The organism is Zhouia spongiae (assembly GCF_022760175.1).
GTDB lineage: Bacteria > Bacteroidota > Bacteroidia > Flavobacteriales > Flavobacteriaceae > Zhouia > Zhouia spongiae.
In genome coordinates, this window is record NZ_CP094326.1 from 3,031,594 (window position 1) to 3,057,854 (window position 26,261).

Genomic DNA, 26,261 nt, shown 5'->3' on the forward strand with positions numbered 1-26,261 from the left:
GGGCTACCAGACCTTTTCTTTACGCTTGGCCCTCTCGTGGGCTTGCCCCGAGGTAGTTTACTTCAGTTGTAATTCCCGAGTATTAAAGCTCAATCCCTGGTTAAAAGCAGTAATATAGGAATGTAAAAAGAATGTATAATGTGTTTTCAATTTGCAGTAATACGATAATGCGAATTGAAAGATCATTAATTACTATATGAAATGACAAGAGTTAAAAAAAGGCTAAAAAATAAAGCTATCGATAATTTTCATTACAGAATATTTATTTTCACGATTGCTAATTTTAAATATTCTTATTTTGAAACAACTATCCTCTAAGTTCCTTTTGGTTCTTTCAGTATTATTGGTATTATCGTCGTGCGCTACGATCAATAAGGCCGGAAAATCTAAAAAAGCAGACGGCGCTACAGCTAAAGCTCCTGCTAAAAATCCTAATGGTAATGGTATTCAGCCTTATAACAAGGTAATTACTAAAGATGCCAAAAGCGATGCCGGGTTATTTACAGTACACAAACTGGATGAAAAGTATTTTTATGAAATTCCTGATTCTCTTTTTGAACGTGAGATGTTAATGGTTACTCGTATTGCAAAAACTGCCAACGGATTAGGATTTGGCGGAGGTAAGCAGAACGAGCAAGTATTACGTTGGCAAAAGAAAGACAAGAAAGTACTATTAAGAGTAGTTTCTTATAATGTGGTAGCCAATGATTCACTTCCGGTTCATGAAGCTGTGGTAAATTCGAATTTTGAACCGGTACTTGCTACTTTCCCGGTAAAAGCAATAGGTAAAGATTCAACAAGTACGGTGATTGATGTAACTTCCCTTTTTGAAGGAGATATAAAACCTTTAGGATTACCGTTGCGTGCAAGAAAAGGATTTAAGGTTACACGTCTTGAAAACGACAAGTCCTTTATCGAAAGTATAAAAAGCTATCCGCAGAATATCGAATCCAGACACGTTAAAACCTATAGTGCCGGAGAGCCACCTTCAAACACTACTACAGGTACGATCTCAATCGAGCTTAACAACTCGATGATCCTATTGCCTAAAGTGCCGATGAAACGTCGTTATTTTGACGAGCGCGTAGGATGGTTTACCAGTTCACAAACAGATTATGGATTAGATGTACAACGAAGCAAAAGTGTTGAGTACCTTGATCGTTGGAGACTTGAGGTTAAAGACGAAGATATCGAAAAGTTTAAAAGAGGCGAACTGGTAGAGCCTAAAAAACCTATTGTATACTATATTGACAGGGCTACACCGGAAAAATGGAGAAAATATATCAAGCAAGGTGTCGAAGACTGGCAGGTAGCCTTTGAAGCAGCCGGATTTAAGAATGCTATTATCGCTAAAGATGCTCCGACCCCGGAAGAAGACCCTGAGTGGAGTCCGGAAGATGTTCGTTATTCAGTAGTGCGTTATTTAGCCTCTCCGATACCGAATGCTAACGGCCCTCACGTTAGTGACCCCAGATCGGGAGAAATCCTTGAAAGTGATATTAACTGGTATCATAATGTAATGTCGTTACTTAGAGGCTGGTTCTTTGTGCAGACAGCAGCCATCAACCCTGAAGCACAAAGTACTGAGTTTAAAGATGAAGTAATGGGACGTCTGATCCGTTTTGTGTCATCACATGAGGTTGGACATACCTTAGGTTTGCCACACAACATGGGAAGTAGTATTGCTTATCCTGTAGAAAAATTACGCGATGCGGCTTTTACTCAAAAATATGGTACTGCCCCGTCTATCATGGATTATGCCCGTTTTAACTATGTGGCACAACCGGGCGATGAAGGAGTTGCCTTAATGCCGAATATCGGTATCTATGATAAGTACTCTATTTCTTGGGGCTACAGACCTATTCTGGATAAAACTGCCGAAGAAGAAAAAGAAATTCTTAACCAATGGATTTTAAAACATGCAGGAGACCCACTCTACAGATTCGGACATCAACAGGCAGGTAATGTTGTAGATCCGAGTTCTCAGACTGAAGACCTGGGTGATAACGCCATGCTGGCCAGTGAGTATGGTATCAGGAACTTAAAGCGTATTGTTCCGAATTTAATCAAGTGGACAACCACAGAAGGGGAGACATACGAAGATTTAGGAGAGATGTATGGACATGTCATCAGCCAGTTCAACCGTTATATGGGCCATGTCTCTAATAACATCGGTGGGGTGTATGAGTATTATAAAGCAGCCGGACAGGATGGAGCCGTTTATACTCATGTTGACAAAAACCATCAGAAAGAAGCATTACAGTTTGTAATAGACCAGTTGTTTGAAACCCCGGAATGGCTATTAAATCAGGAAATATTCAATAAGATAGAATACTCAGGGTCTATAGAGCGTATACGCGGTTTACAAGCCCGTAGCTTAAACAACATTTTAAGTGTTGGTAAGATGGCACGTATGATCGAAAATGAAGCTGCTAACGGAAATGACGCATACAAGTTAACCGATATGATGCGTGATTTGAGAAATGGACTATGGACTGAACTGAGATCCGGCAAAGCTATAGATACATATCGCAGAAATTTACAACGCGCACATATCGACAGGTTAGCATACTTAATGACAGCACCGAACCAGAGCGCCGCAAAAGGAAGCAGGTATGTAAAAGGTACGGCAGTAAATACAAGCCAGTCAGATATTAGAGCCGTTGTAAGAGCCGAACTAAAATCATTACAGAATGCCATCCGGTCTGGACTTGGGAGAACAGGAAATAGTATGAGCAGAATTCATTTACAAGACGCTTCAGAGCGTATTGATGCCATATTAAATCCAAACGGATAACAACAAATTCACGATACTTAAAAAGCTCCGGATTTCTCCGGAGCTTTTTTATAATAGCTGGTTTGTATTTTACTCGGTCATCGAGATTTAAATGCTCCGACGCTTGTCCTTATGAAATAGTCCTGACGGAATTTCATAGGACTTGCGTTGAAATGTTTTGCCATGCGCCGGCTGGCTTCATCGCTAAAAAGGGCTACCAGACCTTTTCTTTACACTTGGCTCTCTCGTGGGCTTGCCCCGGGCTAGTTTGCTGTTTATCAATGGTAAATATTAACAAGACAGGCTCTATTTGTCGAATAGATCGGAAGACAGGTACCGGTCGCCACGATCACAAATAATAGCAACGACAACACCCTTATCCAGCTTTTCTATCAGCTTTAGTGCAGCTGCCGTTGCACCGCCACTGCTCATACCTCCGAATACACCTTCCTCTTTCGCAAGACGTTTGGTCATGGTTCTTGCTTCGGTTTCAGTAACTTCAATGATTTGATCTACTTTTTTCGGATTGAAAATTTTAGGCAAATAGGCTACAGGCCATTTTCTTATGCCCGGAATACTGGCTTCGTCGTCAGGCTGTACGCCAATAATTTGAATATTTGGGTTTTGTTCCTTTAGAAAAGTAGAAGTTCCCATGATGGTGCCTGTAGTTCCCATAGAAGATACAAAATGGGTGATCTTGCCTTCAGTGTCTCTCCAGATTTCAGGTCCGGTCGTCTTGTAATGAGCTTTCCAGTTGTCATCATTAGCAAACTGGTTGATCATTACATAACCTTCATCCTTTACTTTAGCCTCGGCATAGTCGCGAGAGCCTTCAATACCTGTGTCAACAGGCGTGAGGGTAACCTTGGCTCCGTAAGCACGCATGGTCTGTACCCGTTCTTTGGTTGCATTCTCCGGCATTACCAGTTCCATATCCAATCCGTATATGCCTGCTATCATTGCCAGGGCTATACCTGTATTTCCGCTGGTAGCCTCGATAAGCCTGGTATTGTTGTCTATATCTCCACGTTCTAAGGCACTTTTTATCATATTATAAGCCGGGCGGTCTTTAACACTGCCACCGGGGTTGTTACCTTCTAATTTTAAATAAAGTTTTACATTCGGATTGGTATTTATGGCAGTGGCTTCCACCAATGGGGTATTGCCAATCTGGTCTAGTATGGTATTACTCATGGGTTACAGTCTTAATTTTTATTTCAGGGGTGTGCGATACTAAAGAGTTTGCAGGTACCGATTTGGTGAGCCATACATTACCACCAATAATGGAATTAGATCCGACAACAGTATTGCCACCTAGAATGGTAGCGTTTGCATAAATGGTGACATGATCTTCTATCGTTGGGTGTCTTTTTACATTTTGCATGTTTTTATCCACGCTCAATGCACCCAAAGTAACCCCCTGATAGATTTTTACATTGCTTTTTATAACCGTTGTTTCTCCGATAACAACTCCGGTAGCATGATCAATAAAAAAAGAATCGCCGATCTGGGCACCCGGATTGATATCTACGCCTGTTTTTGTGTGCGCGTATTCTGTCATTAGTCTTGGCACCAGCGGAAATCCTTTTAAATACAGTTCATGGGCCAGTCTGTATATGGCGATGGCATAAAAACCCGGATAAGAAAGGTATACTTCTTCGACAGAAGAAGAGGCCGGATCGTTTTGGTAAATGGATGTTGCGTCCAGGTTTAACAGCTCAAGTATTTCCGGAAGCTTGTTTAAATAACTCTCCCATACTTTTGCGCACGGTTTATTTTGTTCCCAGCATGCCAGGCCGACCAATTCTTCAAAATCTTTTTCAAGACTGACAATATTGTTTTCAATGGATGTCTCCACATCAAATAATGTATAGAAAAGTTTATCTGTAAAAGCTTCGGTTTTTTCCTTTAATCGAAATTTTACATGAGGGTGCTTTTTATGCTTTTTAATGGCATTTAAGATAGCTTCATTCTTCATTGTTCGTTATTTATTTGGTTATCGGCCAACAGGATCCCGGGTATTGAGTCGTATCTTTTCTTTAAAATTAATGGTATATTATTAATTAACCATGCCAAAACTTAAATACTAATTTGTAATTTTAGTTTTGAAGCTTCAAAATTAAGCAATAAGAAAGTAGAAGCTTTTAAAATGAATGTAAAAATTTGTTAAGTCTATAGAATAAGTAGACTAAAAAGTTATAAATATTAAAAAATGAAATTACAGCAGGAAACCCTGAACGTTCTAAAGGCCTTAAAAGTAAATAATAACAGAGATTGGTTTGAGGCCAATAAAAAGAATTTTAAGCAAGAAGAGAAAAAGGCCAAACAGTTTTTTCAGGAATTATTCGAACTCATGAAGAGTCATGATGAAATCGATAAAATGAAGATGTTCCGTATATATAGAGATGTTCGTTTTTCGAAAGATAAAACCCCGTATAAAACACATTTTGCAGCTTCCTTTCATCGGGTGAAGCCCCGGTTAAGAGGAGGGTACTATCTCCATATTGAACCTGAAAATAGTTTTCTGGCTTGTGGGTTTTGGGACCCTTCTAAAGAGGATCTACATCGAATTAGAAAGGAATTTGAACTAGACGATACTGAAATCAGGGCTATTATAACGAATAAAGAGTTTAAAAATGCTTTTGGCGAATTAAAAGGTGATGAGCTTAAAACCGCGCCTAAAGGATTTGATAAGGAACATCCTGCCATCGATCTGATCCGTAAGAAACAATATATAGTAATTAAAAATTTTACAGATAAGGAAGTTCTGTCGGAAGGTTTTCTGGAAGAAGTGGACAAGACATACAAAAAAATCCGCCCATATTTTGATTATATGAGCGAAGTATTAACAACAGATTTAAATGGAGTTTCTTTGATTGAAAGTTAAGCTACAGCAGGATTTTCTAATAGCTGTACATTATCTTTCAGGCTTTCAATAACCATATTCATCATACGTTTGTTCAATGCCGAAGAGTTCTCGATATAGATCAAGTACTCTTCAACGGTAAACTGACCTATGATCATACCTTTTAATGAATTCCTGAATTTAATGTCCTTTTGAATGGCATTTTCTATATATCTCATTTTTTTCTCAAGGGTGAGAGTATAGAAAACACCTTTATGCTTGTTGGCATAATTTTTAAAAGCTTCTACAAGTAATCCGTTCTGAAGCTTGATAATAGGGCGAAGTGTTGCATTCTGAAAACGCTCATCATTGCTGGACGAATCGTAAACTAATGCTGATGGAATTTCTGGACGAACACTTAGTAAGTCCTTCGTACGACGGTCCATATTAATAGTGTTTTTTTAAAGTTATGAATTCTATACTTGCAAGTAAAGCAACGCTGCCATAGTTATCAACGGTTTTATAAACAATAATTATTAAGTAAGCAACTTGCATAGTCGGTCTTATTCTTTATACCTTAGTACTGCAAGTTTTATGTAATGATACACAACAGCAAAAGACGATACAACCGGTATGATTAAAAGTGAATTCTATCAGACTCATTAAAAAACAAAAATTTACAAACGAAATGATAAGATCTGTCAATCCATATAATAATATGCTCTTAAAAGAATTTGAGGAATTGTCTGAAAAAGAGATAGAAGCCAGAATTGAGCTTGCTGAAAATACTTTTGATCGGTGGAAGGAAACAAGCTTTGAAGAACGTGCTTCATTTTTAAGAAAACTGGCTACAGTCCTTGCTGCTAAAAAAGACGCGTATGGGAAGATTATGGCACTTGAGGTCGGAAAACCGATAAAACAAGCTGTTGCTGAAATAGAAAAGTGTGCATGGGTCTGTAATTATTACGCAGAGAATGCAAAAACCATTCTTAAACCTGAGACGGTCATTACGGATGCTTATAAAAGTTATGTAAACTATGAACCGCTGGGGATCGTGTTGGCAATAATGCCGTGGAACTATCCTTTTTGGCAGGTATTTCGTTTTGCGGCTCCTGCTGTCATGGCAGGAAATGTAGGTTTGCTTAAGCATGCAAGTAATGTTATGATGAGTGCAGAGCACATAGAAGACAGCTTTCGACTTGCCGGATTTCCTGAAGGTGTTTTTCAGAGTTTAGTTATTAAAAGCAATAAGGTAGATTCCATTATAAAAGATAAGCGGGTTAAAGCTGTAACATTAACAGGTAGTAAACCGGCCGGAAGTGCTGTAGCTTCAGCTGCTGCAAAGGAAATTAAAAAATCGGTACTGGAGCTGGGAGGAAGCAATGCCTTTATCGTTTGTAATGACGCCAATATAGATAAGGCAGTAGAGACAGGTATTAACGCACGTTATCAGAATACCGGACAAAGCTGTATAGCGGCAAAACGTTTTTTGTTACATAAAGATGTAGCGGCCGTCTTTTTGGATAAATACCTGGAAAAAGTAAAATCACTAAGGTCAGGAGATCCTTTGGAAGAAGATACTTATATAGGTACGCTGGCAAGAGAAGATTTAGCGGTTGAATTAGAAAAACAGGTAAATGATTCCGTCAGGCAAGGGGCGAAAGTATTGATTGGCGGAAACAGGAGTGGAGCTTATTACCAGCCTACTGTCTTAACCAGGGTAACGGAAGATATGCCGGTGTTTAAAGAAGAAACCTTTGGTCCGGTAGCAGCAGTGGTCATATTCGAAAACCTGGAGGAGGCGATAAGAATTTCTAACAATTCTGATTTTGGATTGGGAGTGAGTATCTTCTCGGAAAACACAGACCATATCGAAAAGTATATAACCCGCTTTAATGAAGGTGCCGTGTTTGTAAACGAATTGGTAAAGTCTGATCCGAGATTGCCGTTTGGCGGTATAAAAATATCCGGTTTCGGACGAGAATTAGGGTACTACGGAATCAAAGAGTTTACCAATATAAAAACAGTAGTAATTAATAAATAAAGATATAAATGAAGTTTGGAAAAGTAGATAATCCGGAAAATGTAGATTTTACAATTCCCCCGGATCATATAGATACGGCAGGTGTCTTATCCGGATATAAAGAGAGCAACAATAACAGCCCTTTAGAAATTTGCGTAGGATGTGCCAAATGGAATAAAGCAGATCTTAAAGGGTTTTATCCCCGGGGTACAAAAGACGAATTACAGTATTACAGTTCGCAATTCAATAGTATTGAGCTTAATGCTACATTTTACAGGAACTTTCCAGCTTCTCAGTTTGAAAACTGGTATGAGAAAACCCCGGATAACTTCAGGTTCTTTCCGAAAGTAAATCAAACGGTAAGCCATTTTAAGCGTCTTATTAATGTAGAGCAGGCGTTGAATGAATATTTGGATGGGGTGGTACACCTGAAAGAAAAACTTGGGACGGTATTTTTACAGATGCACAATAACTTTACGACTAAGAATTTTGATAGAGTGATACAGTTTGCCGGGCTATGGCCCAAAGAAATCCCATTGGCGATGGAGTTCAGGCATACCGATTGGTTTAATGACGAAAAAGTATCCGGTGAGCTATATCATCTTCTGGAGGAAAATGACATAGCCAATATTCTGGTAGATACAGCAGGGAGGAGGGATTTAATGCATATGCGGTTAACCAATAGCGAGGCCTTTGTGCGATATGTAGGCGCAAATCACGAATCAGATTATACAAGACTGGAAGATTGGGTGAGCCGGATAAAGGTATGGAAAGACCAAGGGCTAAAAAAGGTACATTTCTTTGTTCATCAAAATCTCGAAAAAGAATCTCCCTTGTTATCGGCACATTTCATTAAAAAAATAAACAATGAAATAGGGGGAAACCTAAAAATCCCTAATGAAAGCAACGATCTTTTTTCTAATCAATAAATCTGATAGATGATTCGAAAATAGTGATCCGCATAGCTACTATATAGGTCTTGTAAATTATAACTTTGAAGAAAAACAAGTGATGAGATTTCATACAAGAAAATGGATTAAACCGGAAGATCTGAATCCTAACGGAACATTATTCGGGGGGAGATTATTAGAATGGATTGACGAAGAAGCAGCGTTGTATGCTATTGTACAGTTAGAGAATCAGCGTGTAGTAACTAAATACATCTCTGATATTAATTTCAGAAGTTCTGCTAAAGAAGGAGAGATCATAGAGATTGGTATAGAACCGGTTTCCTTTGGTAACAGCTCATTAACATTACGCTGCGAAGTGCGAAATAAAATGACAAGGGAAACCATTATTACCATCGATAAGATTACAATGGTAAGCCTCGGAGCAAACGGAAAACCGGCTGCCCACGGCAAAACGCAGATAGAATATGTAAAAGACCGCTTAAAAGACAAGTAATTTATTTGTCTTTTAAGCTCTTTAGATCTTTCCCTGAAGGTTCTTCATAAAGTTCCAGGTCAAAATAAGCAGAAGCGGCAATCAGGTGTTCAAAAATATCGGCCGTGATGTGTTCATAATTAATCCATCTTTTATCACTCGAGAATGCATATACCTCTAAGGGGATGCCTTGGGGTGACGGAGCGAGATGCCGTGTCATAATCATCATATCCTTGTTGATTGCCGGATGGTTATTCAGGTACATATCGCAGTATTTTCTGAAGAGCCCGAGATTAGTCTGGTTTCGACCATTAACGGCTAACTCTTTATTAAAACTATTTTCGTTGTTGTATTTGTCTATATCCTTCTGCCTGTGATCTATGTATTGGGCTACCATCTGAATTTCAGAAAAGCGTTGTAAATCCTCAACACTTAAAAACTTTACACTGTTTTGTTTGATGTTGAGAGCTCTTTTAATTCTTCGTCCACCACTTTCCTGCATCCCTCTCCAGTTTTTAAACGATTCTGAAATAAGTGAATAGGTAGGGATAGTGGTAATCGTATTGTCAAAATTCTGAACTTTTACAGTCGTTAGGTTTATTTCCGTAATATTCCCGTCAGCACCGTATTTTTCCTGAGTAATCCAATCGCCAATTCTTACGATGTCGTTTACCGACACCTGAATGCTCGTCACAAATCCAAGGATGGTATCTTTAAAAACAAGCAATAATACAGCTGAAGCGGCTCCCAATGTAGCCAGAAACTGTAGAATACTTTGATCTGTAATCTCCGAGAATATAAAAATAGCACCTATAAACCAGATAAAAACAATAACGATCTGAGCATAGCTCTCAAGAGGCTTGTCCTTAAAATTGTCAATTTGAGAAAGGTAACTTTTAGTGGTTTTGACAATACTTCTGAAGACCCATACCATTAAAATTATCAGGTAAACATCCGTAACTTTAATCAGGTAAGCTTCCCATTGAGGAAAATCCTGTATCACAAAAGGTATGATCTTACGGATAATTAAAAAAGGCACTAAATGAGCTACATATTTTGGAAAATTACTTTTCACCAAATAGTCATCATAAGAGGTCTTGGTTTTATTTGAAAAGGCTTTGAAAATTCTTATTATAACATATTTAAAAAGATAGTCTATCAGAAGGAGAAGAATCGTCAGGACTATGATGTTAAAAGCCAGATTGAGGTAGGCAGCATTTTGATCTTCCATCCCCTGATCAATCAGGAAGTTATAAAACCATCTGAAATATTTCTGCATAGATCACATATTTGTTTAAACAAAATTAAACAAAATTACATCTACATTCCTACAAATCCTGTGAAGGAATGGTATAATTTTTCAATTCTTAAAATAAGAAAAAGCAAATTTTTATCGATGACCAGTTAAATTTTACAGTTAAAATGCTAGTTTTTAAGTAAAAACCTTTTGTAAGTGTAAAATTATCATTAATTATGCATTACCAAACCATAAACCGAATCAAGAAATTGTATAATCCCCTAAAATAGCTACTATGCTATACCAGATTTATGGCGTTGAGTATTCAACTTTTTTAGAAAGTATTAATAGCATCCTCAACGAAAATAACATATCAGCAATAGAGTTTATTTAACTAAAATAAAGTTAATGAACCGATTAAATGTCTTCTTCATCTCATAACCGCTATGAGAAAGTCTCTTTATTTTTAATATTTCAGGTATTGCTGTTAATTGACTAAAATGCACTAAATTTATAAGTCAATACATTTAAATAAGTCATGATACGCATAACCAGAGCCTTCCGATTAAAGATTATATTTCTATGCTGTTTCGCTTTTGTCAATTATTCATTTGCCAAAGCGGATGGTTTGCCAATTGAATTTCAGGATACATTATCCTATAATGAGTACAAGGGGGGCATTATAGATGAAAAGACCAAAGAACCCCTGGTATTTGCCTCTTTGGTTGTGGCCAATACAAATATAAGTACAGTAACAAATAGTGAAGGACAATTTATTTTAAAAGTTCCAAAAGTGTCCGGTTCCGATCAGATAATAGTAACATTCTTAGGGTATCAGGAAAGATGGATAAAAATAAGCGAGCTTAAAGAAGACGAGAACGTCATAGCGTTAACGATGTTGATTACCGAATTACCTGAAGTAATGGTAGGGGAGGCTAATGACCCGGCAGTGCTGGTTAAAAATATGCTGGCCAGCATACCTGAGAACTATCTGAACTATCCGACATTAATGACGGCATTCTACAGGGAGACGATAAAAAAAAGAAGAAGGAATGTTTCGTTGGCGGAAGCAGTCATCAGAATACATAAAGAACCTTATGCTTCGAGCAGGGAAGATATAATTAGTTTATATAAGGCAAGAAAAAGAACAGATTACGAACGTCTTGATACCCTGACCCTAAAATTACAGGGAGGTCCGTATAATCCATTACACCTGGACTTGATGAAATATCCTGAATATGTGTTCTCCGATTTGTTTATGAGCTACTATGACTTTGAAATGGATAAATCTACACGTATTAACGATAAACTTGTATATGTGGTTCGGTTTAAGCAGAAACCAAATGTGGTGACACCTTTGTATTATGGAAAGTTGTTTATAGATGCGGAAACATATGCTTTGGTAACGGGTGTTTATAATTTAAACGTAGAAAACAGAAAAGTGGCATCAGATTTGCTGGTAAGAAAAAAGCCGGGTAACGCCAAAGTATATCCGGTTGAGGCTCTTTACAGGGTTGATTACAGGCAAAAGAACGGAAAGTGGTATTACGGACATAGCAATGTACAGTTGGAGTTTAAAATTAACTGGAAGAGAAGGTTGTTTAATTCGGTATTCACTTTACAAAGTGAAATGGCTGTAACCAACTGGAAGAAAGAAGAGGGAAAAGAAAATCGCCCTAAAGGAAAAGAACGTTTAAAGAAAACAGTTATAATTCCTGACGAGGCCGATGGATTTTTGGATCCGGAGTTTTGGGGTGCATATAATTTGATTGAGCCTGAAAAATCGATTGAGGCGGCAATCAGGAAGATCAGTAAAAAGATCGAACGGGATAAGAAGTAATATTTTAACGATTGTTTAAGTAGATAATGTTGCCTGCCGTTTTATAAAAATGATATTTTAGATAAATTTTTAAGGAATGAGATTATTGGTTTTAATAGCAGTTACGTTTTTTTCATTGATGGGAGCAAATGCCCAGATTGAAAAGGAAAAAGTTAAGTTGGTCATTCCTGCCGACTCCTCTGCTATTGCACCGCCGACAAACGTTCCGAAGGCCGATTTGAATAAAAAAGAAAAGAGTAATTTTTCGTTGTTTGGAGCTCCGGATTTAAAAAGACCTGACCCACTTATAGACAGAAGTAAGCGTCTGGGGTTTGGTGAAAAAAGCAAGTTATTGAGAGCCGGAGAAGGTATGGGGCTTGAACAACGCATTAATAGAACGGTCCGCCCTGAAAATAATGAAAATATAGCTATTTTTAAGCGGAATCAGTTTTTAGGGGATATCAAAACCAAGTCCAAACAGATTCAGATATCATACAGAGACCACCAGCTTGAAGATGGAGACATGGTTAAAGTTACTATAAATGATGAGGTGGTACAAGGAAGAGTAGTGCTGACAAACATGTCTAAGGGAATACTGATACCGTTAAAAGAGGGCTTTAACACCATAGAGTTTAAAGCACTCAATCAGGGAACTTCAGGCCCTAACACCGCTGAGTTCAGGATCTACGATGAGAATGGAATCCTGTTGTCCGCTAAACAGTGGAACCTTGCTACCGGTTACAAGGCTTCCATGATCGTAGTAAAAGAGGGAGAGTAGTCCCTCTTATCATTTACATACCCAAAGAGGGAATTCTAAGTCTTCATTAAAAAGTTCTTCTGTGACACTTCCGACGAGGAGTGATGAGAAGGTATTTCCCCCTTTGTCAGAAACCATTAATACATCGAAATTTTCCTTTTTGCATTGTTCACGAAGATTTTCGCTGACACTGGAGCTTCTTCCCGGAACAATTTCCAATGCGATATCATCACCGACATCTTTAATGCGTTTCATAAACTTTCTGGACTTCTCTTCTATATGTTTTTTAACGGTTGGGATGAGTGTTTCTTTTGGCAAATAAGGAGAAAACTGCAACGGAACATTATAAATGTGCATTGCTTTTACAAAACACCCTGTATTTTGTCTAAGAGTGTCAGCCATCGCAAAGCCTCTTTTGGAAGCATTTGAAAAGTCGGTGCCGATACAAAGTTTGTCGATCTTGGTTCTGGCATGGTTCGGGATTGTTAGCAGGTGGCATTTTAGCATTCGTAACAGCTTTCCGCTAATAACCCCCGTGCCTTTAACCTTGTTTTTATTACCAACTAGCGTTAACTGTATTTCATACTTATTAACAATGTAATTGATAAGCGATTCAGTATACGGATCGTTTGAAATAAGCACTTCCCATTCCACATTGCTTTCAAAAGCATTTTCTATGGTCTCATTTAATTCATCGCCGATCATTTCTTCAAGGTTGAGCCCGGCAAGCTCATTTTCAAATAATTCTGAAATTTCATATTTCTTGATGTTGTGAACGAAATAGACCTTTTCGGCTTTTAGAACATCGGCTATATACGATGCGTACCTGATTAAAGTGTTATCGATATCCGACAGATCCAGAGCAACGAGTATGTTATTGATTGTATGTGTCATAATTATTTTTTAGGCTCATTAATATTTCTTTTTTTAACGATTCCGGTTACAATATCCTTATAATTATCGATTTCTTTTTGTTGTTCCCGTTTTTTTAGTTTGAGTAAATCTTCTTTGAGGCCTTTTAACAACGAGTAACACATAACAAGCAAAATTAAGGCAAAAGGCAATCCGGTAACAATAACAGCAGTCTGGAGTGCATTTAAGCCACCTCCAACAAGTAATACTGCGGCAACAGCACCTTCTGTAACAGCCCAGAAGATTCTCTGTCCAACAGGTGAATCTATCTTTCCACCGGAAGTAATACTGTCAACAACAAGAGACCCGGAGTCTGACGACGTAATAAAGAACCCTGCCACAAGGATAATTGCAACAATATTCAGGACGGTGGCTAACGGAAAATCTTCTAAAAACACAAACATGGCTGTGGCAATATCTTCTTTTACCGCACTGACAATGGTCATGTCTCCTGTTAAAGCTTCCTGAATGGCTGTGCTTCCAAATGCATTGATCCAGAAAAAAGTAACCAATGCAGGAATAATCAATACACCTAGTATAAATTCCTGAACTGTACGCCCTTTAGAAATACGGGCGATAAATATGCCTACAAAAGGAGACCAGGCGATCCACCAACCCCAGTAAAATACGGTCCAACCGTTCTGCCATCCTGTATTGGCATAACTTTCTGTCCATGTCGCTATCTCTAGAAAGTTGGAAAAATAGCTTCCTGTATTTTGTACAAAAGACTGAAAAATATAGATGGTGGGACCAAGGATAACGACCAGCAGAAGTAATAATACAGCAATGCGCATATTCCATTCACTTAAGAACTTAACACCTTTATCAACGCCCAGTACAACCGAGATCGTGGCTACGGCTGTAACCCCGGCAATTAAAGATATTTGAGTTGTCAGCCCCCCGGAGATATCAAATACATGACCTAAGCCTCCTGCAATTTGTTTTACTCCCAGCCCTAATGAAGTAGCCAGTCCGAAAATAGTAGCCAGTACAGCAAAAACATCTATAATGTCACCAATAGTTCCGTATACCTTATCTCCTAAAAACGGATAAAAAACGGATCGTATGGTTAAAGGCAATCCTCTTGAATATGTAAAATAAGCTAATGCCAACCCGACAAGAGCATAAACACCCCAGGCATGGAACCCCCAGTGTAAAAAGGTAAAGTTCATCGCTTCCTGGGCAGCGACAGCACCTCCTTCGGTTGTTATTGGCGGAGCGGTAAAATGAGTAATAGGCTCAGAAATACTCCAGAACAACAAACCAATTCCCATACCGGCACTGAAAAGCATGGCAAACCATGAAAGGGTTTTAAATTCAGGCTTGGCATTTTGTCCTCCGATCCTGAGTCTTCCGTACTTACTAAAGGCCAAAAAGATCATAAAGAACAGAAATATATTGACCATGAGCACAAAAAACCAGCCCCCCTTATCAGCGACAAAGTTTTGAATGCTTTCAAAATATACTTTGGCACCATCTTTAAACGAGAGTGTTAATACAATAATCAAGATGATAATAATAGCAGATGAAAAAAATACCGGACCATTGATATCCAGCCCAAAAATTGATTTCCTTTCATCACTTCTAATAATTTTTTTTGCCATAATTCATTATTTATTTTTAAAAATAGTAGCCGATATTGATGTTGAAACGAGCCTCCCATTTTGCATTAGGATTGCCCTGTGCAAAATCATCGAAGAAATTACCTCCCAGCCACGAATGATTTTTTCCCGCAGCAAAATCAATATATGTATATAGATGACCAGCGGATATACCTATTCCTGTTACATTCATGTAACTATCCGAAAAATAGCTTCCCTTTTTCTTTAGATATCCAAAATCATTATAAAACTGAAGGCTCTCGACAGATTTCCATGTTACAGGAACCGTATAAGCTATCCCCAGGGTTGCTATGTTTGCTGTAGAAGCCACTAAATATGGAGCTCCGTAGGCTGCCATGGCAAACACATCGGAATTTTCATTTTCAGGATTTTCGGGAGATTTGTCATACTGTAAGAATTCCGTTTTGACATTTAGTCTTTTATAGTCTAATTCGTAAAACATGCCATAACCATGGTGGCTTCCGATGTCTTTAGTATCTATATTGTATAACCCTCCAAGCTGGGCAAATGCACCTATTTGATGCTTGAAATCATGGTGGTTTAATTTATAATTCACCTTAAAGTTCAACTGATTTATTTCTTTGTTCCGATAATCCGGTTTTCCGTCATTATCTATATCGATATACGAAACATCATATGAGTATCTATTATGGGAAACATCACTGTTTCCTCCAAAGGCAATAGTTTCTGAATTTTTAAAAAAAGCAATCTGATAGTTAAATCCCTCTTCCTTTTGATGTAAGAACTTTACACCTATGTCATAGTCATCTTCCAGCCCCACGTAATAACCAATATTAAAAAACCATTTGTGTGAATTGTATTGCTGAATGCCAAAAGGAACCTGGGTAAGCCCTATGTGTATCTGATCATACTCATTAAAATCATAGCCGACCCATCCCTGTTTTAACATCCCTCCGCCAAACTCATCGGAATACAGTCTGTATTCTGCATTTAGTCTGATCTTTTTATAAGATACTTTGGCATTGATACGAAACATGTCATACATGAGATCCCCTCCTTGTTGCTTTTGCTCCGGTTTCCACGAAGCGTATATATAATTGAAACGTAAAGCTCCTCCAAACTTTATAACAGGCTTATCCTGTGCATTAACAGCAAAAGAGACGATGAAAAGAAACCATAATTGATTTTTCAAGATAATGAGACTTTGATTGATAGCTTAAAAGCTATAATCATTGGTGATTGTTAAGGTATAAAATAATAGAAGGGGAGAAGAAGAAGCTTACAAACAGGAAGGTGGAACAAACCGATGTGGTTGATTTCTGATAATAGCGTATGCACGTGAATAGATACGGCTGTTATTGAGTCTGTATAGTTGGTTAACCTTCATTTCATGACAAAGATATGCTTTTTCATGACAAAGACTAATCGGCATACGTATAAACAACAAAAGACGGCCTGAGCCGTCTTTATTATTAAAGAATGTAAGAATATATTAGTTTGAAGCCATTAGAGCAAAGAACTTATTGATGTTTGGTAAAATAACAATTCTGGTTCTTCTGTTTTTGGCTCTGTTATCTTTAGTGTCGTTATCTGTAAGGGGCTGGTAGTAACTTCTACCGGATGCGATAAGTTTTTCAGGAGCTACGTCATAATCGTTCTGAAGCTTTCTGACAACTGACGTTGCACGTAATACACTCAAGTCCCAGTTATCTCTTATACTGGCATTTTCGATCATTTTCTTATCGTCGGTATGACCTTCAACCATTACTTCAATACTTGGTTCGGAATTGATGACGTCAGCTAGTTTTTGAAGAATATCATTGGCTTTGTTACTGATTCTGTAGCTTCCGGAATTAAAAAGCATCTTATCAGAAATAGAAATCATAACAACAGTTTCGTCTATATTAATAGCGATATCTTCATCTTCATTAATCGTGCTGTTGTCCAGCGATTTTTGTAGGTTATATGAAACCGCAAGATTCATAGAGTCTTTAAGTGTTTTGGCTTCACCGACAATGGCAGGATCTATTTTTTTAAGCGTTTCACGCATTTGTTTTTTTGCATTATTAGAGATAACCGCAATATCATCAACTGTAGTCATTTTAGAATCGCTCTCCTCCTTTAGCGAGTTAATTTTGCTATTGTATTCATCTACCCTTGATTGAATTTTAGCAAATTTAGCCTCTAATTCTTCTTTTTCAACTTCAGTTTTTTGCAGCTGACTTTTAATTTCTCCATTTTCTTGCTGAAGTGCTACATATTTCTTTTTCGACACACACGAAGTTAAAAGTGCAAATGTTAGTAATGTGATTGTTACTTTTTTCATGACTAAATTTTATTGTTTCTATAATTACTTACGGATAGTAATGTGATATAGATTCTTTACAGAGGAAAAAAGTTTCAGGACTATATGTTATTGACAGTCTTACAGAAAGTTATGGTGTTTTTTCTTTTAACAGGTTTTCAAGATTACGTTCGGGTACGATCCACAGAATTGCAACAAATACTATACAGGCTAAAGAAAGCCAGCTATTTAAAAATGCAAGAGGAATGGATATTACGTACGATAGGGTGGATATGATTTCCTTCTTGCCCTTATTGATGGCTTTTTGTAAAAGATGTTGTTTGCCATGGTGTTTAATCAGGGCTATTTCTAATATGCGATAGGCAATGGCAGACATTAATAAAATAAAACCATACAGGGCAACCGGCAATGAAGCTGTATGGTTTTCGCCCAGCCAGCTGGTGGCAAACGGTATTAAGGAGAGCCAAAAAAGTAAATGAAGGTTAGCCCACAATATGGCACCATTCACTTTTTCTGTTGCCTGCATCAGGTGGTGATGGTTATTCCAGTATATGCCCAGGTATATAAAACTCAGGAGGTAGCTTGTAAAAGTAGGTAAAACAGTTAGTAAGCCTTCAAACGAAGTGTCTTCCGGTGCTTTCATCTCTAAAACCATAATTGTAATTACAATGGCCAGCACACCATCGCTAAAGGCTTCTAGTCTTCCTGATTTCATAGTTTGTGTTGAATTACATTAAAAATCCATTTTCCGGTTCCATTGCTTTAGGGATGTTGGTATCATCTAACATTTCCCTGATATCTATTTCTATCCCTCTGGCTATTGATGTTATAGGAACATCATTATATGTGCCCTCAAACGGATTTTCAGAATAGTCTCCTATTTTTTCCATTAAAAAGAACACCCAGATGACGATCGACGAGAGTATGGGACCTAGCCAAAATAAAAGCCCGTTAGTATTCTTGAAGATGTCAATCATTCCAAAAGGAACAAAAGCACAGAATACAAAACATAGCCAAAAAGCTGTAGAAGCATATTGTCTTGGGAAAGGAAAGTTTTTAATACGTTCCGATTTTCCCTGATCTTCATAAAAGCTTTTAATTAGCTTATGGAGTTCCATATGCCGGAAATCATCATAATATCCATTACGACATAGCTCTTCGAGCTTTACAGATTGATTTTTTAAGATTTGGGCAGCTGTGTTTGTAACATGATCAAGAGCTTTGATCTCATCGTCAGATAAATAATTACTTAATTCTTTGTCGAGGGCCGTCAGGTATGCTTCGGAGATTTTTGGCGCGTAGAGTCCGCTGACCCTGTTTTGAGTATGCTCCCAGGGCCTGCCTAAACGCAACTGGTACCTTAATGCGGTAAGCCAGGCTATGTGGCGATACATCAATTCTTTTCTTAGGGTTTCTTCATCTTCACCTTTAGTAAAAGCAATTACTGCCGCGGCAAAAGTCCTGCTGTTATTTACGATACTCCCCCAGATTTTGCGGGCTTCCCACGTTCTGTCATAAGAACTGTTGTTTTTAAAACCCAGGTAAAACGCCACAGCGATACCTATAACACTGATAGGTTGCCAGGGAATAAAAAAAACAAAGTTGAATAAATGCGTTATCGCAAATACAATAAGAGAAAAAATAAATCCGGTTATCATAGGTTTTTTAGACCAGTTTAAGGTCATGAAGAACCCATATCTTTTTTTGGTATACATATATTTACGGTTGGTTTAATTTAAATATATGATTAATTGTTGAAAAATAGTCAATTATAAAACAAACTAGGCTTCTTTATTATGAAACACAGAATTTTCCTGGTATTCAGGATGCCTGTTTATATAGGCGTTAATGAAAGGGCAGTAAGGTTTTACTTTCAGGTGGTTTTCTGCGGCATAATCCAATACACCCCTGGCTAAAAACGAACCCACTCCTTTACCGCTTAACGTCTCGGGGACTTCCGTATGAATATATGCTATCCCTCCTTTAAACAGCTTGTAGTCGACAAAAGCTATTAAATTGTCTATGTGCACTTCAAATCTTTTTTCCGCTTCGTTATTAATAAGTTTATGATCCATTTTCATTTCGGTTTTATACAAATGTAACTGTTGTAAATATGTAGAGCATTGATGTATGGTAAGTTACATAAACCGAATGATTAATTCTTAATTAAATTATTTACAATCAGCTTATAGGTCTGTCCCACAGGGACGATATGATTTTTAATATAAATTCTGTTACCCTCAATAACTTCTATGTGATTTAATGAGATAAGGAATGATTTGTGCACCCTTAGAAACTTTTTGTCCGGCAAGATTTTTTCAAGCGATGATATTTTTTCATGACAGAGTATCATTTCATCAAGTAAATGAATCTTAGAATAATTGCCATAAGCCTCGACGAACAAAATTTCGTTAATGTTAACCTGGTAGTATCTCTTATCGCCTTTAAGGAATATACGAGCAGGTTTCTCTGTATTCATTTCTGATGGTACTCGTACATTTGCCTGTTTGGTAATGCGTACTTTATTAAGGGCCTTCATAAAGCGCTCAAAACTGAAGGGCTTGAGTAAATAATCAATTACGTTTAATTCGAACCCTTCCAGGGCATATTCTTTATAAGCCGTGGTAACAATAATATTCGGTGGGTCAGGGAGGGTTTTAATAAAATCAAAACCGGAGAGTCTGGGCATATTGATATCTAAAAAAATGAGATCTGTCTGCTGTTGGTTCAGCATTTGCATAGCTTCAAAAGCATTATAACAATTCCCGGTTTTATGTAATTGAGGTATGTTATTACAATAGCCTTCAATAATTCTGTGTGCTATGGGTTCATCATCTATAATAAGGTACGAAATCATAATATGTCGATATCTAATCTAACTCTAAATATATTGTTTTCTTTTCGAATTTCTAATTGATGTTTGTCTGGATAGACCAGTTTCAGGCGCTGTCGTAAATTTTCCAGTCCAATTCCATCGTTTTGATGATTATGGCTTGCTTCAAAATTATTTTCAATTATAAATTGAACGCGATGATCGACAGCTTTTAAGTCTATCCGTATATAAGCATCGTCGGCTAATGATTCAATGCCGTGTTTAAAGGCATTTTCCAATAAGATAATAAATAAAAGCGGCGCTGTTTTTATATGATTTTCGGCCTGGTGGTCGAAAGTGATGTTTACATTCTTCCGGTAGCGTATTTTATGCAGGTCAATATAGTTTTGTAAATAAGTAATTTCATCGGTAACAGCCACCACATCTTGTTTTCCTTCATAAATCGTGTAGCGCATCATATCAGACAATTTTAATACAACACCGGGGGCATCATCTGATTTTTCGACGGCGAGCCCATACAGGTTATTGAGGGTGTTAAAGAAAAAGTGCGGATTTATCTGGCTTTTCAATAGTGCCAGTTCAGCCGTTTTTTTATCATTTTCCAATGATTTGATCCATTTCCATTGTTCGAACATCCACAGAAGGATAAAAAGAGGTATGGGAACCAGTAAAAAGTATACAATACGTTCTTTATGAACTTCAAAATACTGATCTCCAAGCCTGGCATAAAGAAAATAACTTAATACGATTCCATATACCAGAAGTAGTGGTATTTTATACTTTTTAAAAAATCCGGGAGAGATAATGTGGGTAAGACCCAGCCAGAAGACAACCATCAGGACCATGGTTGCGGGATTGTCCCTTATCTTAAAGAAGCTGTCAACAACGATCATAAGAACGAGAATAACCGACAGGGATAAAATCTTGATTGCGAGTTTTTTTCTCTTCCTTATAGTTGGGAGTTTGTATATAAGGGCCGATATGAGCAACCACCAAAATATGTATAATAAGGAGTTCTCCAGCCATGCATCGCGATTGATCATAATTACAGAAAATAACTCCAGTACTATTATGAATAATGCAGCTACAATGGCTCCCAGCACGAAAGCTTTGTATTTTTTTATAAATCCTGTCATACATCAAAAATAATTTTTCCTGAATGTGTAATCTAATATTGTTGATGAACCGGGCGGTTTTTTAAACGAACCGGTTGTTTTTTAATAGCAATACATTTAGACCTGATTATTACATTATTTATATACGCTTTATACCGACAGGTCAAAAAAAATAGGAAGCGCTTTATAAGGGTCATAAGTTCGTATTCGTAATTAAATTATCGATCAAATGAACATATTACAAATTAAGGAACTTTCCAAAACATATGCCAATGGTACACATGCATTAAGCAACGTGTCCATTACAATAACCAATGGGATGTTCGGGTTGCTGGGATCCAATGGTGCAGGAAAATCATCATTAATGCGGACCATTGCAGCACTCCAGGAGCCTTCATCAGGAACCATTACTTTTAACGGGGTAGACGTAATTAAGCATCCGCAGGAAATAAGAAAACAATTGGGATACTTGCCACAGGAATTCGGAGTTTATCCGAAAGTATCCGCAGTGCAATTACTCAATCATATAGCCGTACTAAAAGGAATAACCGATAAAAAGGAGCGCAAAGAGCAGGTTGAGGCCTTACTCAATCAAACCAACCTGTATCAATACAGGAAAAAGGCGGTACATACATATTCGGGCGGGATGCGTCAACGATTCGGTATTGCGCAGGCCTTGCTCGGAAATCCTCAACTCATTATTGTCGACGAACCAACAGCGGGTCTGGACCCGGTAGAGCGCAACCGTTTTTTGAACCTGTTAAGCGAAATAGGTGAGAATGTTATTGTTATTCTGTCTACACATATTGTAGAAGACATACACGACCTCTGTAAAAGCATGGCTATATTGGAAAAAGGCAGTATTGTAAAACACGGAAATCCGCGGGAACTCACCAACTCGCTGGAAGGAAAAATATGGTCAAAAGCAATAGACAAAAAAGATACTGAAAACTACAGAGCAAGTTTTAATGTTATTTCTACGCGCCTGGTTTCCGGAGAAACGGTAATCAGGGTGCTGTCTGAATACCCGTTAAACAACGGATTTAAACCGACAGAAGCTAATCTTGAGGATTTATATTTTTCAACTACATCCACCCAAAATTAATAAGATGCTAAAACAATTATTACGCTTTGAAACATTTTACCAGCTACGGCAAAGGGCATTTTTATGGCTTTCTCTGCTCTTTCTGGGGTTTGGTTTTCTGATGGGAAAGCAGGGCGCTACCCGCGGAAATGTTCTTTTTAATGCATCGTATGCGATTAGTCATATTGTAGCGCTGTTTACACTGGGAAGTGTGTTTATTATTATGTTTTTTACAGTAAGTGGCGTGTTGAGAGACAAACAGTATCAGACGGAAAGGCTGATATTCAGTACCTCGTTAAGTAAGCCCCAGTTTTTTATTAGCAGGTTTTTAGGGATTTTTATAAGCAGTTTAGTAACATTCAGTATGTTCCTTATCGGGTTTTATATAAGCACTCTGCTTCCGGATATTGATCCTGAACGTAAAGCCCTGTTTAATATGCAGTATTATTTACAGGCATGGGGCATCATTATTGTACCGAATATTTTTATATGCAGCGCTATTATTTTTTCTGTAGGCATATTATCCGGAAACACACTAGCTACCTATGTAAGTGCCATTTTTATATATGTATTGTACTTTATCTGTTCACTGTTCCTGAATTCACCCTTAATAGCCCAATCGGTACCGGCATCTCCCGAAGGCATGGTTATTGCCGCATTATCTGATCCTTTTGGAATTTCGGCATTCTTTGAGCAAACTCAATACTGGACCCCATTTCAGAAAAATACGGAAATGATTTCGTTTTCCGGGTATTTTATGTGGAACAGGCTCATATGGCTTGTTATTGCATTGGGTGTTTTTGTGACGATCTACCGTTTTTTTTCATTTAGGATAAAGAATCAGAACGTAAAAAAGGCCCCTGGTAAAGGAATAACCAACAACAATACTGTTTATAGACAGGTAGCTGTCAGAACAGATCAGCGCAAACCGGTTTCTGTTTATCTGTCATTATTGAGTATAGAGCTAAGAGGGGTATTTAGGAGTCTTTCCTTCATGGCTGTATTGCTTTGCTGGATCGTCATTGGCGTTTCTGAAATTTATTCCAGGTTTTACCGGGGAGGGGAATACAACGACAGCTTATACCCGGCTGCCGGGTTGCTTGTAGAACGGATTCACCAGCCGCTGTTCATCCTCAGCCTGATATTGATCGTCTTCTTTGGCGGAGAATTATTCTGGAAAGCACGAGGTTTTAATTTCAATTCAATCATTGATACAACACCGACATCAAATGGAGTATTTTACCTTGCAAAAATCAGCGCACTAATCTGCCTGCCCATGTTATTGACCATTACAGGGATTATAATAGGTGTCGTATTTCAATGGGTATTGGGATATGATGATCTTGAACCCCGCGTATATCTTTCACTTTTGCTATATCAATTTATTACAACATTCATTTATTCCGCATTAACACTATTCATCCAAAATTTGATTCATCATAAATATATAGGAATGACCATTACGGGAATACTGATTATTGTACTTGGTACATCTATGTCGGAAGTTGTAGGGATTGTTCATCCGTTATTCCGTTTTGGTTACATCCCGTTCCCTGGATATACAAGCATGAATGGTTATTCAGATGCGATAAGCATGATCCGTCATTTGGCGGGATACTGGATGTCTTTTGCTTTTGTGTTGGCAATGATAACTTATAAACTATGGAAAAGAGGACGTGTTAAAAGTCTGGAGTACAGGTGGAAACAGTTATTGTCAGGGTGGAACAAAATGAATACGGCAGTATTTCTTATCCTTTGTGTGGCTTCGTTAGGCTATGGTTCTATAATCTTCTATAATAAAAATATAGTGAACCCGTATCAGACAGTATCCGGTTATTTAGACAGGAGTCAATTGTATGAACAAAAGTATAAAAAGTACGATACCCTTCCGCAGTTGTTTCCGGTCGCTATCAGTACATCGATGGATATATATCCGAAAGAACGCAGGTACAGGGTAAGGGTCAATAACACACTACGGAATAGAGATCACAGAAAGGCAACTTTTATTTTTATAAGCGAAAAAGAAAAACTGGATTCAATTACACTTGAAAATGCAGTGTTAAAGGAAAGAGATTCCGTTTTAGGAACCTATTTATTTGAGTTTTGTAACCCTGTTTTACCAGGAGAATCGGTCAGGTTCAGTTATGAGATCGATCAGCAGCAAAGCGGGTATGAATTCACTAATGCAATTGTGGCTAACGGATCTTATATCAGGCATAATGATTTTAATCCTGTACTTGGGTACCGGAACAGCCTTGAAATCCAGGATCGTTTTGAAAGAAAGAAAAGGGGGTTACCGGAATTAAATGATGCCGAAGAAAGTGATGAACATATTTTCAGTGAATCTTCAGGCTTTGGAAAAATAGATTACGAAACCGTTATTTCTACAAGTGATGATCAAACGGCTATCGGGTCGGGCGATTTATTAGAAAAATGGTCTGAAAACGGAAGAAGTTATTTTAAATACAAGACTACAGATAAAATTTTGCCTAACGTAGGGTATTTTTCAGCAAATTATAAGGTGAGAACAGATCGCTTTAAAGATGTGAAGATAACGCAATATTACCATGAACCACATTATTTTAATATAGATACGATTCAGATCGCAGCTAAAAAAGCATTGGAATATTGCATCTCCAACTTTGGAGATTATGGTTTTGATCACCTTCGTATAGCAGAAGTACCCGGGCATTGGAGTATGGGAGGGTATGCACATCCGGGAACCATCAGTATGGTAGAAGACAGGCTATACCTGACAGACATACGGAATGAAAATGATTTTAACCTGGTCGCTAAAAGAACGATACATGAGGTCTCTCATCAATGGTGGGGCCATCTACTTACACCCAAACTTGCACCGGGAGGCGCTCTTCTGGTTGAAGGATTCGCAAAATATACCGAAGCAGTGGTGATGGAAAAACTATACGGTAAAAAAGCCCTATGGAAGTTGAGTGACAATGCCATAAGACGTTATTTTACAGGACGTTCGTATGCGCTGTCGGAAGAACCTCCTTTGTATAGAGTAGAAGGAGAGAGTTACCTCTCGTACGGGAAAGCCTTTACCGTTTTGTATGCCATAAAAGAGTTGATCGGGGAGGAGAGAGTTAACCTTGCCTTGAGACGCACAATAGGTAAGCATCAAAATGAAGAGATTTTTACAGCGACAGCAGATGATTTTATAGATGAATTATATAAAGTGACACCGGCTACTTACCATTCTTTGGTAGACGACTGGTTTAAACGCGTAATTACTTACGACCTTCGGGTTGAGAACGTGAAGTCAAAAGAGTTAAAAGACGGCGGGTATGAGATAGAATTACAGCTTGTTTCAAAACGTTTTAAGACATTAGAGGGCGGACAAGAAGTTCAGGTAGGGATGGATGAACCTGTCCAGATAGGTTTATTCAGTACACATCCTGAAGATATGGAAACAAAAAGCGGTAAAGAGATTATCTATTTAAAAGCACACCAGCTGTCGGAAGATAAAACAACTATACGCATGATAGTAGACGAAGAACCGGCTTATGTAGCGGTAGATCCTTTTGGAACCCGCTTAGATGCCAACAGGGCTGATAATATAAAGTAATGG

Annotated in this window: 22 protein-coding genes; 9 read left to right on the forward strand and 13 right to left on the reverse strand. The window is 37.9% G+C overall.

Going from position 1 to position 26,261, the window contains the following annotated elements:
• The first annotated feature begins 295 nt into the window (after positions 1-295).
• A complete protein-coding gene (locus MQE36_RS13125) occupies positions 296-2,797 on the forward strand; it encodes a zinc-dependent metalloprotease (protein ID WP_242938851.1) in 2,502 nt (833 codons plus the stop codon).
• Between the two features lie 285 nt (positions 2,798-3,082).
• On the opposite strand, the gene cysM is transcribed toward MQE36_RS13125, so the two are convergent.
• Both cysM and epsC read right to left on the reverse strand, forming a co-directional pair.
• On the reverse strand, positions 3,083-3,970 hold the full coding sequence (gene cysM / locus MQE36_RS13130) for a cysteine synthase CysM (RefSeq protein ID WP_242936434.1): 888 nt from the start codon (positions 3,968-3,970) through the stop codon (positions 3,083-3,085).
• A complete protein-coding gene (gene epsC, locus MQE36_RS13135; protein WP_242936435.1) occupies positions 3,963-4,754 on the reverse strand; it encodes a serine O-acetyltransferase EpsC in 792 nt (263 codons plus the stop codon). Before epsC ends, cysM begins: the two co-directional genes overlap by 8 nt.
• Before the next feature lie 234 nt (positions 4,755-4,988).
• On the opposite strand from epsC, the gene MQE36_RS13140 reads away from it, so the two are divergent.
• Positions 4,989-5,663, forward strand: coding sequence for a DUF2461 domain-containing protein (locus MQE36_RS13140; RefSeq protein WP_242936436.1), 675 nt, complete (start codon positions 4,989-4,991; stop codon positions 5,661-5,663).
• Here MQE36_RS13140 and MQE36_RS13145 read toward each other — a convergent pair.
• Positions 5,660-6,067, reverse strand: coding sequence for a glyoxalase (locus tag MQE36_RS13145; protein WP_242936437.1), 408 nt, complete (start codon positions 6,065-6,067; stop codon positions 5,660-5,662). The genes MQE36_RS13140 and MQE36_RS13145 overlap by 4 nt on opposite strands.
• A gap of 242 nt (positions 6,068-6,309) precedes the next feature.
• Here MQE36_RS13145 and MQE36_RS13150 point away from each other — a divergent pair, with 242 nt between their 5' ends.
• The 3 genes from MQE36_RS13150 (at position 6,310) to MQE36_RS13160 (ending at position 9,048) form a co-directional block, all read left to right on the forward strand.
• Positions 6,310-7,665: an NAD-dependent succinate-semialdehyde dehydrogenase gene (locus MQE36_RS13150; RefSeq protein ID WP_242936438.1), complete on the forward strand. Its 1,356-nt coding sequence runs from the start codon at positions 6,310-6,312 to the stop codon at positions 7,663-7,665.
• An 8-nt stretch (positions 7,666-7,673) separates the two neighbouring features.
• Positions 7,674-8,573, forward strand: coding sequence for a DUF72 domain-containing protein (locus MQE36_RS13155; protein ID WP_242936439.1), 900 nt, complete (start codon positions 7,674-7,676; stop codon positions 8,571-8,573).
• An 82-nt stretch (positions 8,574-8,655) separates the two neighbouring features.
• Positions 8,656-9,048 (forward strand): acyl-CoA thioesterase, encoded by a 393-nt coding sequence (locus tag MQE36_RS13160; RefSeq protein WP_242936440.1) that lies wholly within the window; start codon positions 8,656-8,658, stop codon positions 9,046-9,048.
• Between the two features lies 1 nt (position 9,049).
• Here the strand turns inward: MQE36_RS13160 and MQE36_RS13165 are convergent, their stop codons facing one another.
• Complete coding sequence (locus MQE36_RS13165; RefSeq protein WP_242936441.1) at positions 9,050-10,306, reverse strand: mechanosensitive ion channel family protein; 1,257 nt, start codon at positions 10,304-10,306, stop codon at positions 9,050-9,052.
• Positions 10,307-10,802: 496 nt separating this feature from the next.
• Here MQE36_RS13165 and MQE36_RS13170 point away from each other — a divergent pair, with 496 nt between their 5' ends.
• Positions 10,803-12,104 (forward strand): carboxypeptidase-like regulatory domain-containing protein, encoded by a 1,302-nt coding sequence (locus tag MQE36_RS13170; RefSeq protein WP_242936442.1) that lies wholly within the window; start codon positions 10,803-10,805, stop codon positions 12,102-12,104.
• Between the two features lie 76 nt (positions 12,105-12,180).
• Positions 12,181-12,861: a hypothetical protein gene (locus MQE36_RS13175; protein WP_242936443.1), complete on the forward strand. Its 681-nt coding sequence runs from the start codon at positions 12,181-12,183 to the stop codon at positions 12,859-12,861.
• A 9-nt stretch (positions 12,862-12,870) separates the two neighbouring features.
• Here MQE36_RS13175 and MQE36_RS13180 read toward each other — a convergent pair whose 3' ends face one another.
• From MQE36_RS13180 to MQE36_RS13220, 9 genes are all read right to left on the reverse strand, one after another.
• A complete protein-coding gene (locus tag MQE36_RS13180) occupies positions 12,871-13,734 on the reverse strand; it encodes a universal stress protein (RefSeq protein ID WP_242936444.1) in 864 nt (287 codons plus the stop codon).
• A 2-nt stretch (positions 13,735-13,736) separates the two neighbouring features.
• Positions 13,737-15,356 carry a BCCT family transporter gene (locus MQE36_RS13185; protein ID WP_242936445.1) on the reverse strand — a complete coding sequence of 540 codons (1,620 nt, stop codon included), beginning with the start codon at positions 15,354-15,356 and terminating at the stop codon, positions 13,737-13,739.
• A 16-nt stretch (positions 15,357-15,372) separates the two neighbouring features.
• Positions 15,373-16,527 carry a hypothetical protein gene (locus MQE36_RS13190; protein ID WP_242936446.1) on the reverse strand — a complete coding sequence of 385 codons (1,155 nt, stop codon included), beginning with the start codon at positions 16,525-16,527 and terminating at the stop codon, positions 15,373-15,375.
• A 300-nt stretch (positions 16,528-16,827) separates the two neighbouring features.
• Complete coding sequence (locus MQE36_RS13195; RefSeq protein WP_242936447.1) at positions 16,828-17,661, reverse strand: OmpA/MotB family protein; 834 nt, start codon at positions 17,659-17,661, stop codon at positions 16,828-16,830.
• A 109-nt stretch (positions 17,662-17,770) separates the two neighbouring features.
• Positions 17,771-18,355, reverse strand: a complete 585-nt coding sequence (locus MQE36_RS13200) for a TMEM175 family protein (RefSeq protein ID WP_242936448.1) — start codon at positions 18,353-18,355, stop codon at positions 17,771-17,773.
• Between the two features lie 13 nt (positions 18,356-18,368).
• On the reverse strand, positions 18,369-19,355 hold the full coding sequence (locus MQE36_RS13205; protein WP_242936449.1) for a bestrophin family protein: 987 nt from the start codon (positions 19,353-19,355) through the stop codon (positions 18,369-18,371).
• Positions 19,356-19,421: 66 nt separating this feature from the next.
• Positions 19,422-19,715 carry a GNAT family N-acetyltransferase gene (locus MQE36_RS13210; RefSeq protein ID WP_242936450.1) on the reverse strand — a complete coding sequence of 98 codons (294 nt, stop codon included), beginning with the start codon at positions 19,713-19,715 and terminating at the stop codon, positions 19,422-19,424.
• An 80-nt stretch (positions 19,716-19,795) separates the two neighbouring features.
• Positions 19,796-20,497 carry a LytR/AlgR family response regulator transcription factor gene (locus MQE36_RS13215; protein ID WP_242936451.1) on the reverse strand — a complete coding sequence of 234 codons (702 nt, stop codon included), beginning with the start codon at positions 20,495-20,497 and terminating at the stop codon, positions 19,796-19,798.
• Complete coding sequence (locus MQE36_RS13220) at positions 20,494-21,609, reverse strand: sensor histidine kinase (RefSeq protein ID WP_242936452.1); 1,116 nt, start codon at positions 21,607-21,609, stop codon at positions 20,494-20,496. The genes MQE36_RS13215 and MQE36_RS13220 overlap by 4 nt, the downstream gene beginning before the upstream one ends.
• Before the next feature lie 208 nt (positions 21,610-21,817).
• On the opposite strand from MQE36_RS13220, the gene MQE36_RS13225 reads away from it, so the two are divergent.
• On the forward strand, positions 21,818-22,693 hold the full coding sequence (locus MQE36_RS13225; protein ID WP_242936453.1) for an ABC transporter ATP-binding protein: 876 nt from the start codon (positions 21,818-21,820) through the stop codon (positions 22,691-22,693).
• 4 nt (positions 22,694-22,697) lie between these two features.
• Positions 22,698-26,258: an ABC transporter permease/M1 family aminopeptidase gene (locus tag MQE36_RS13230; protein ID WP_242936454.1), complete on the forward strand. Its 3,561-nt coding sequence runs from the start codon at positions 22,698-22,700 to the stop codon at positions 26,256-26,258.
• Positions 26,259-26,261: the final 3 nt, after the last annotated feature.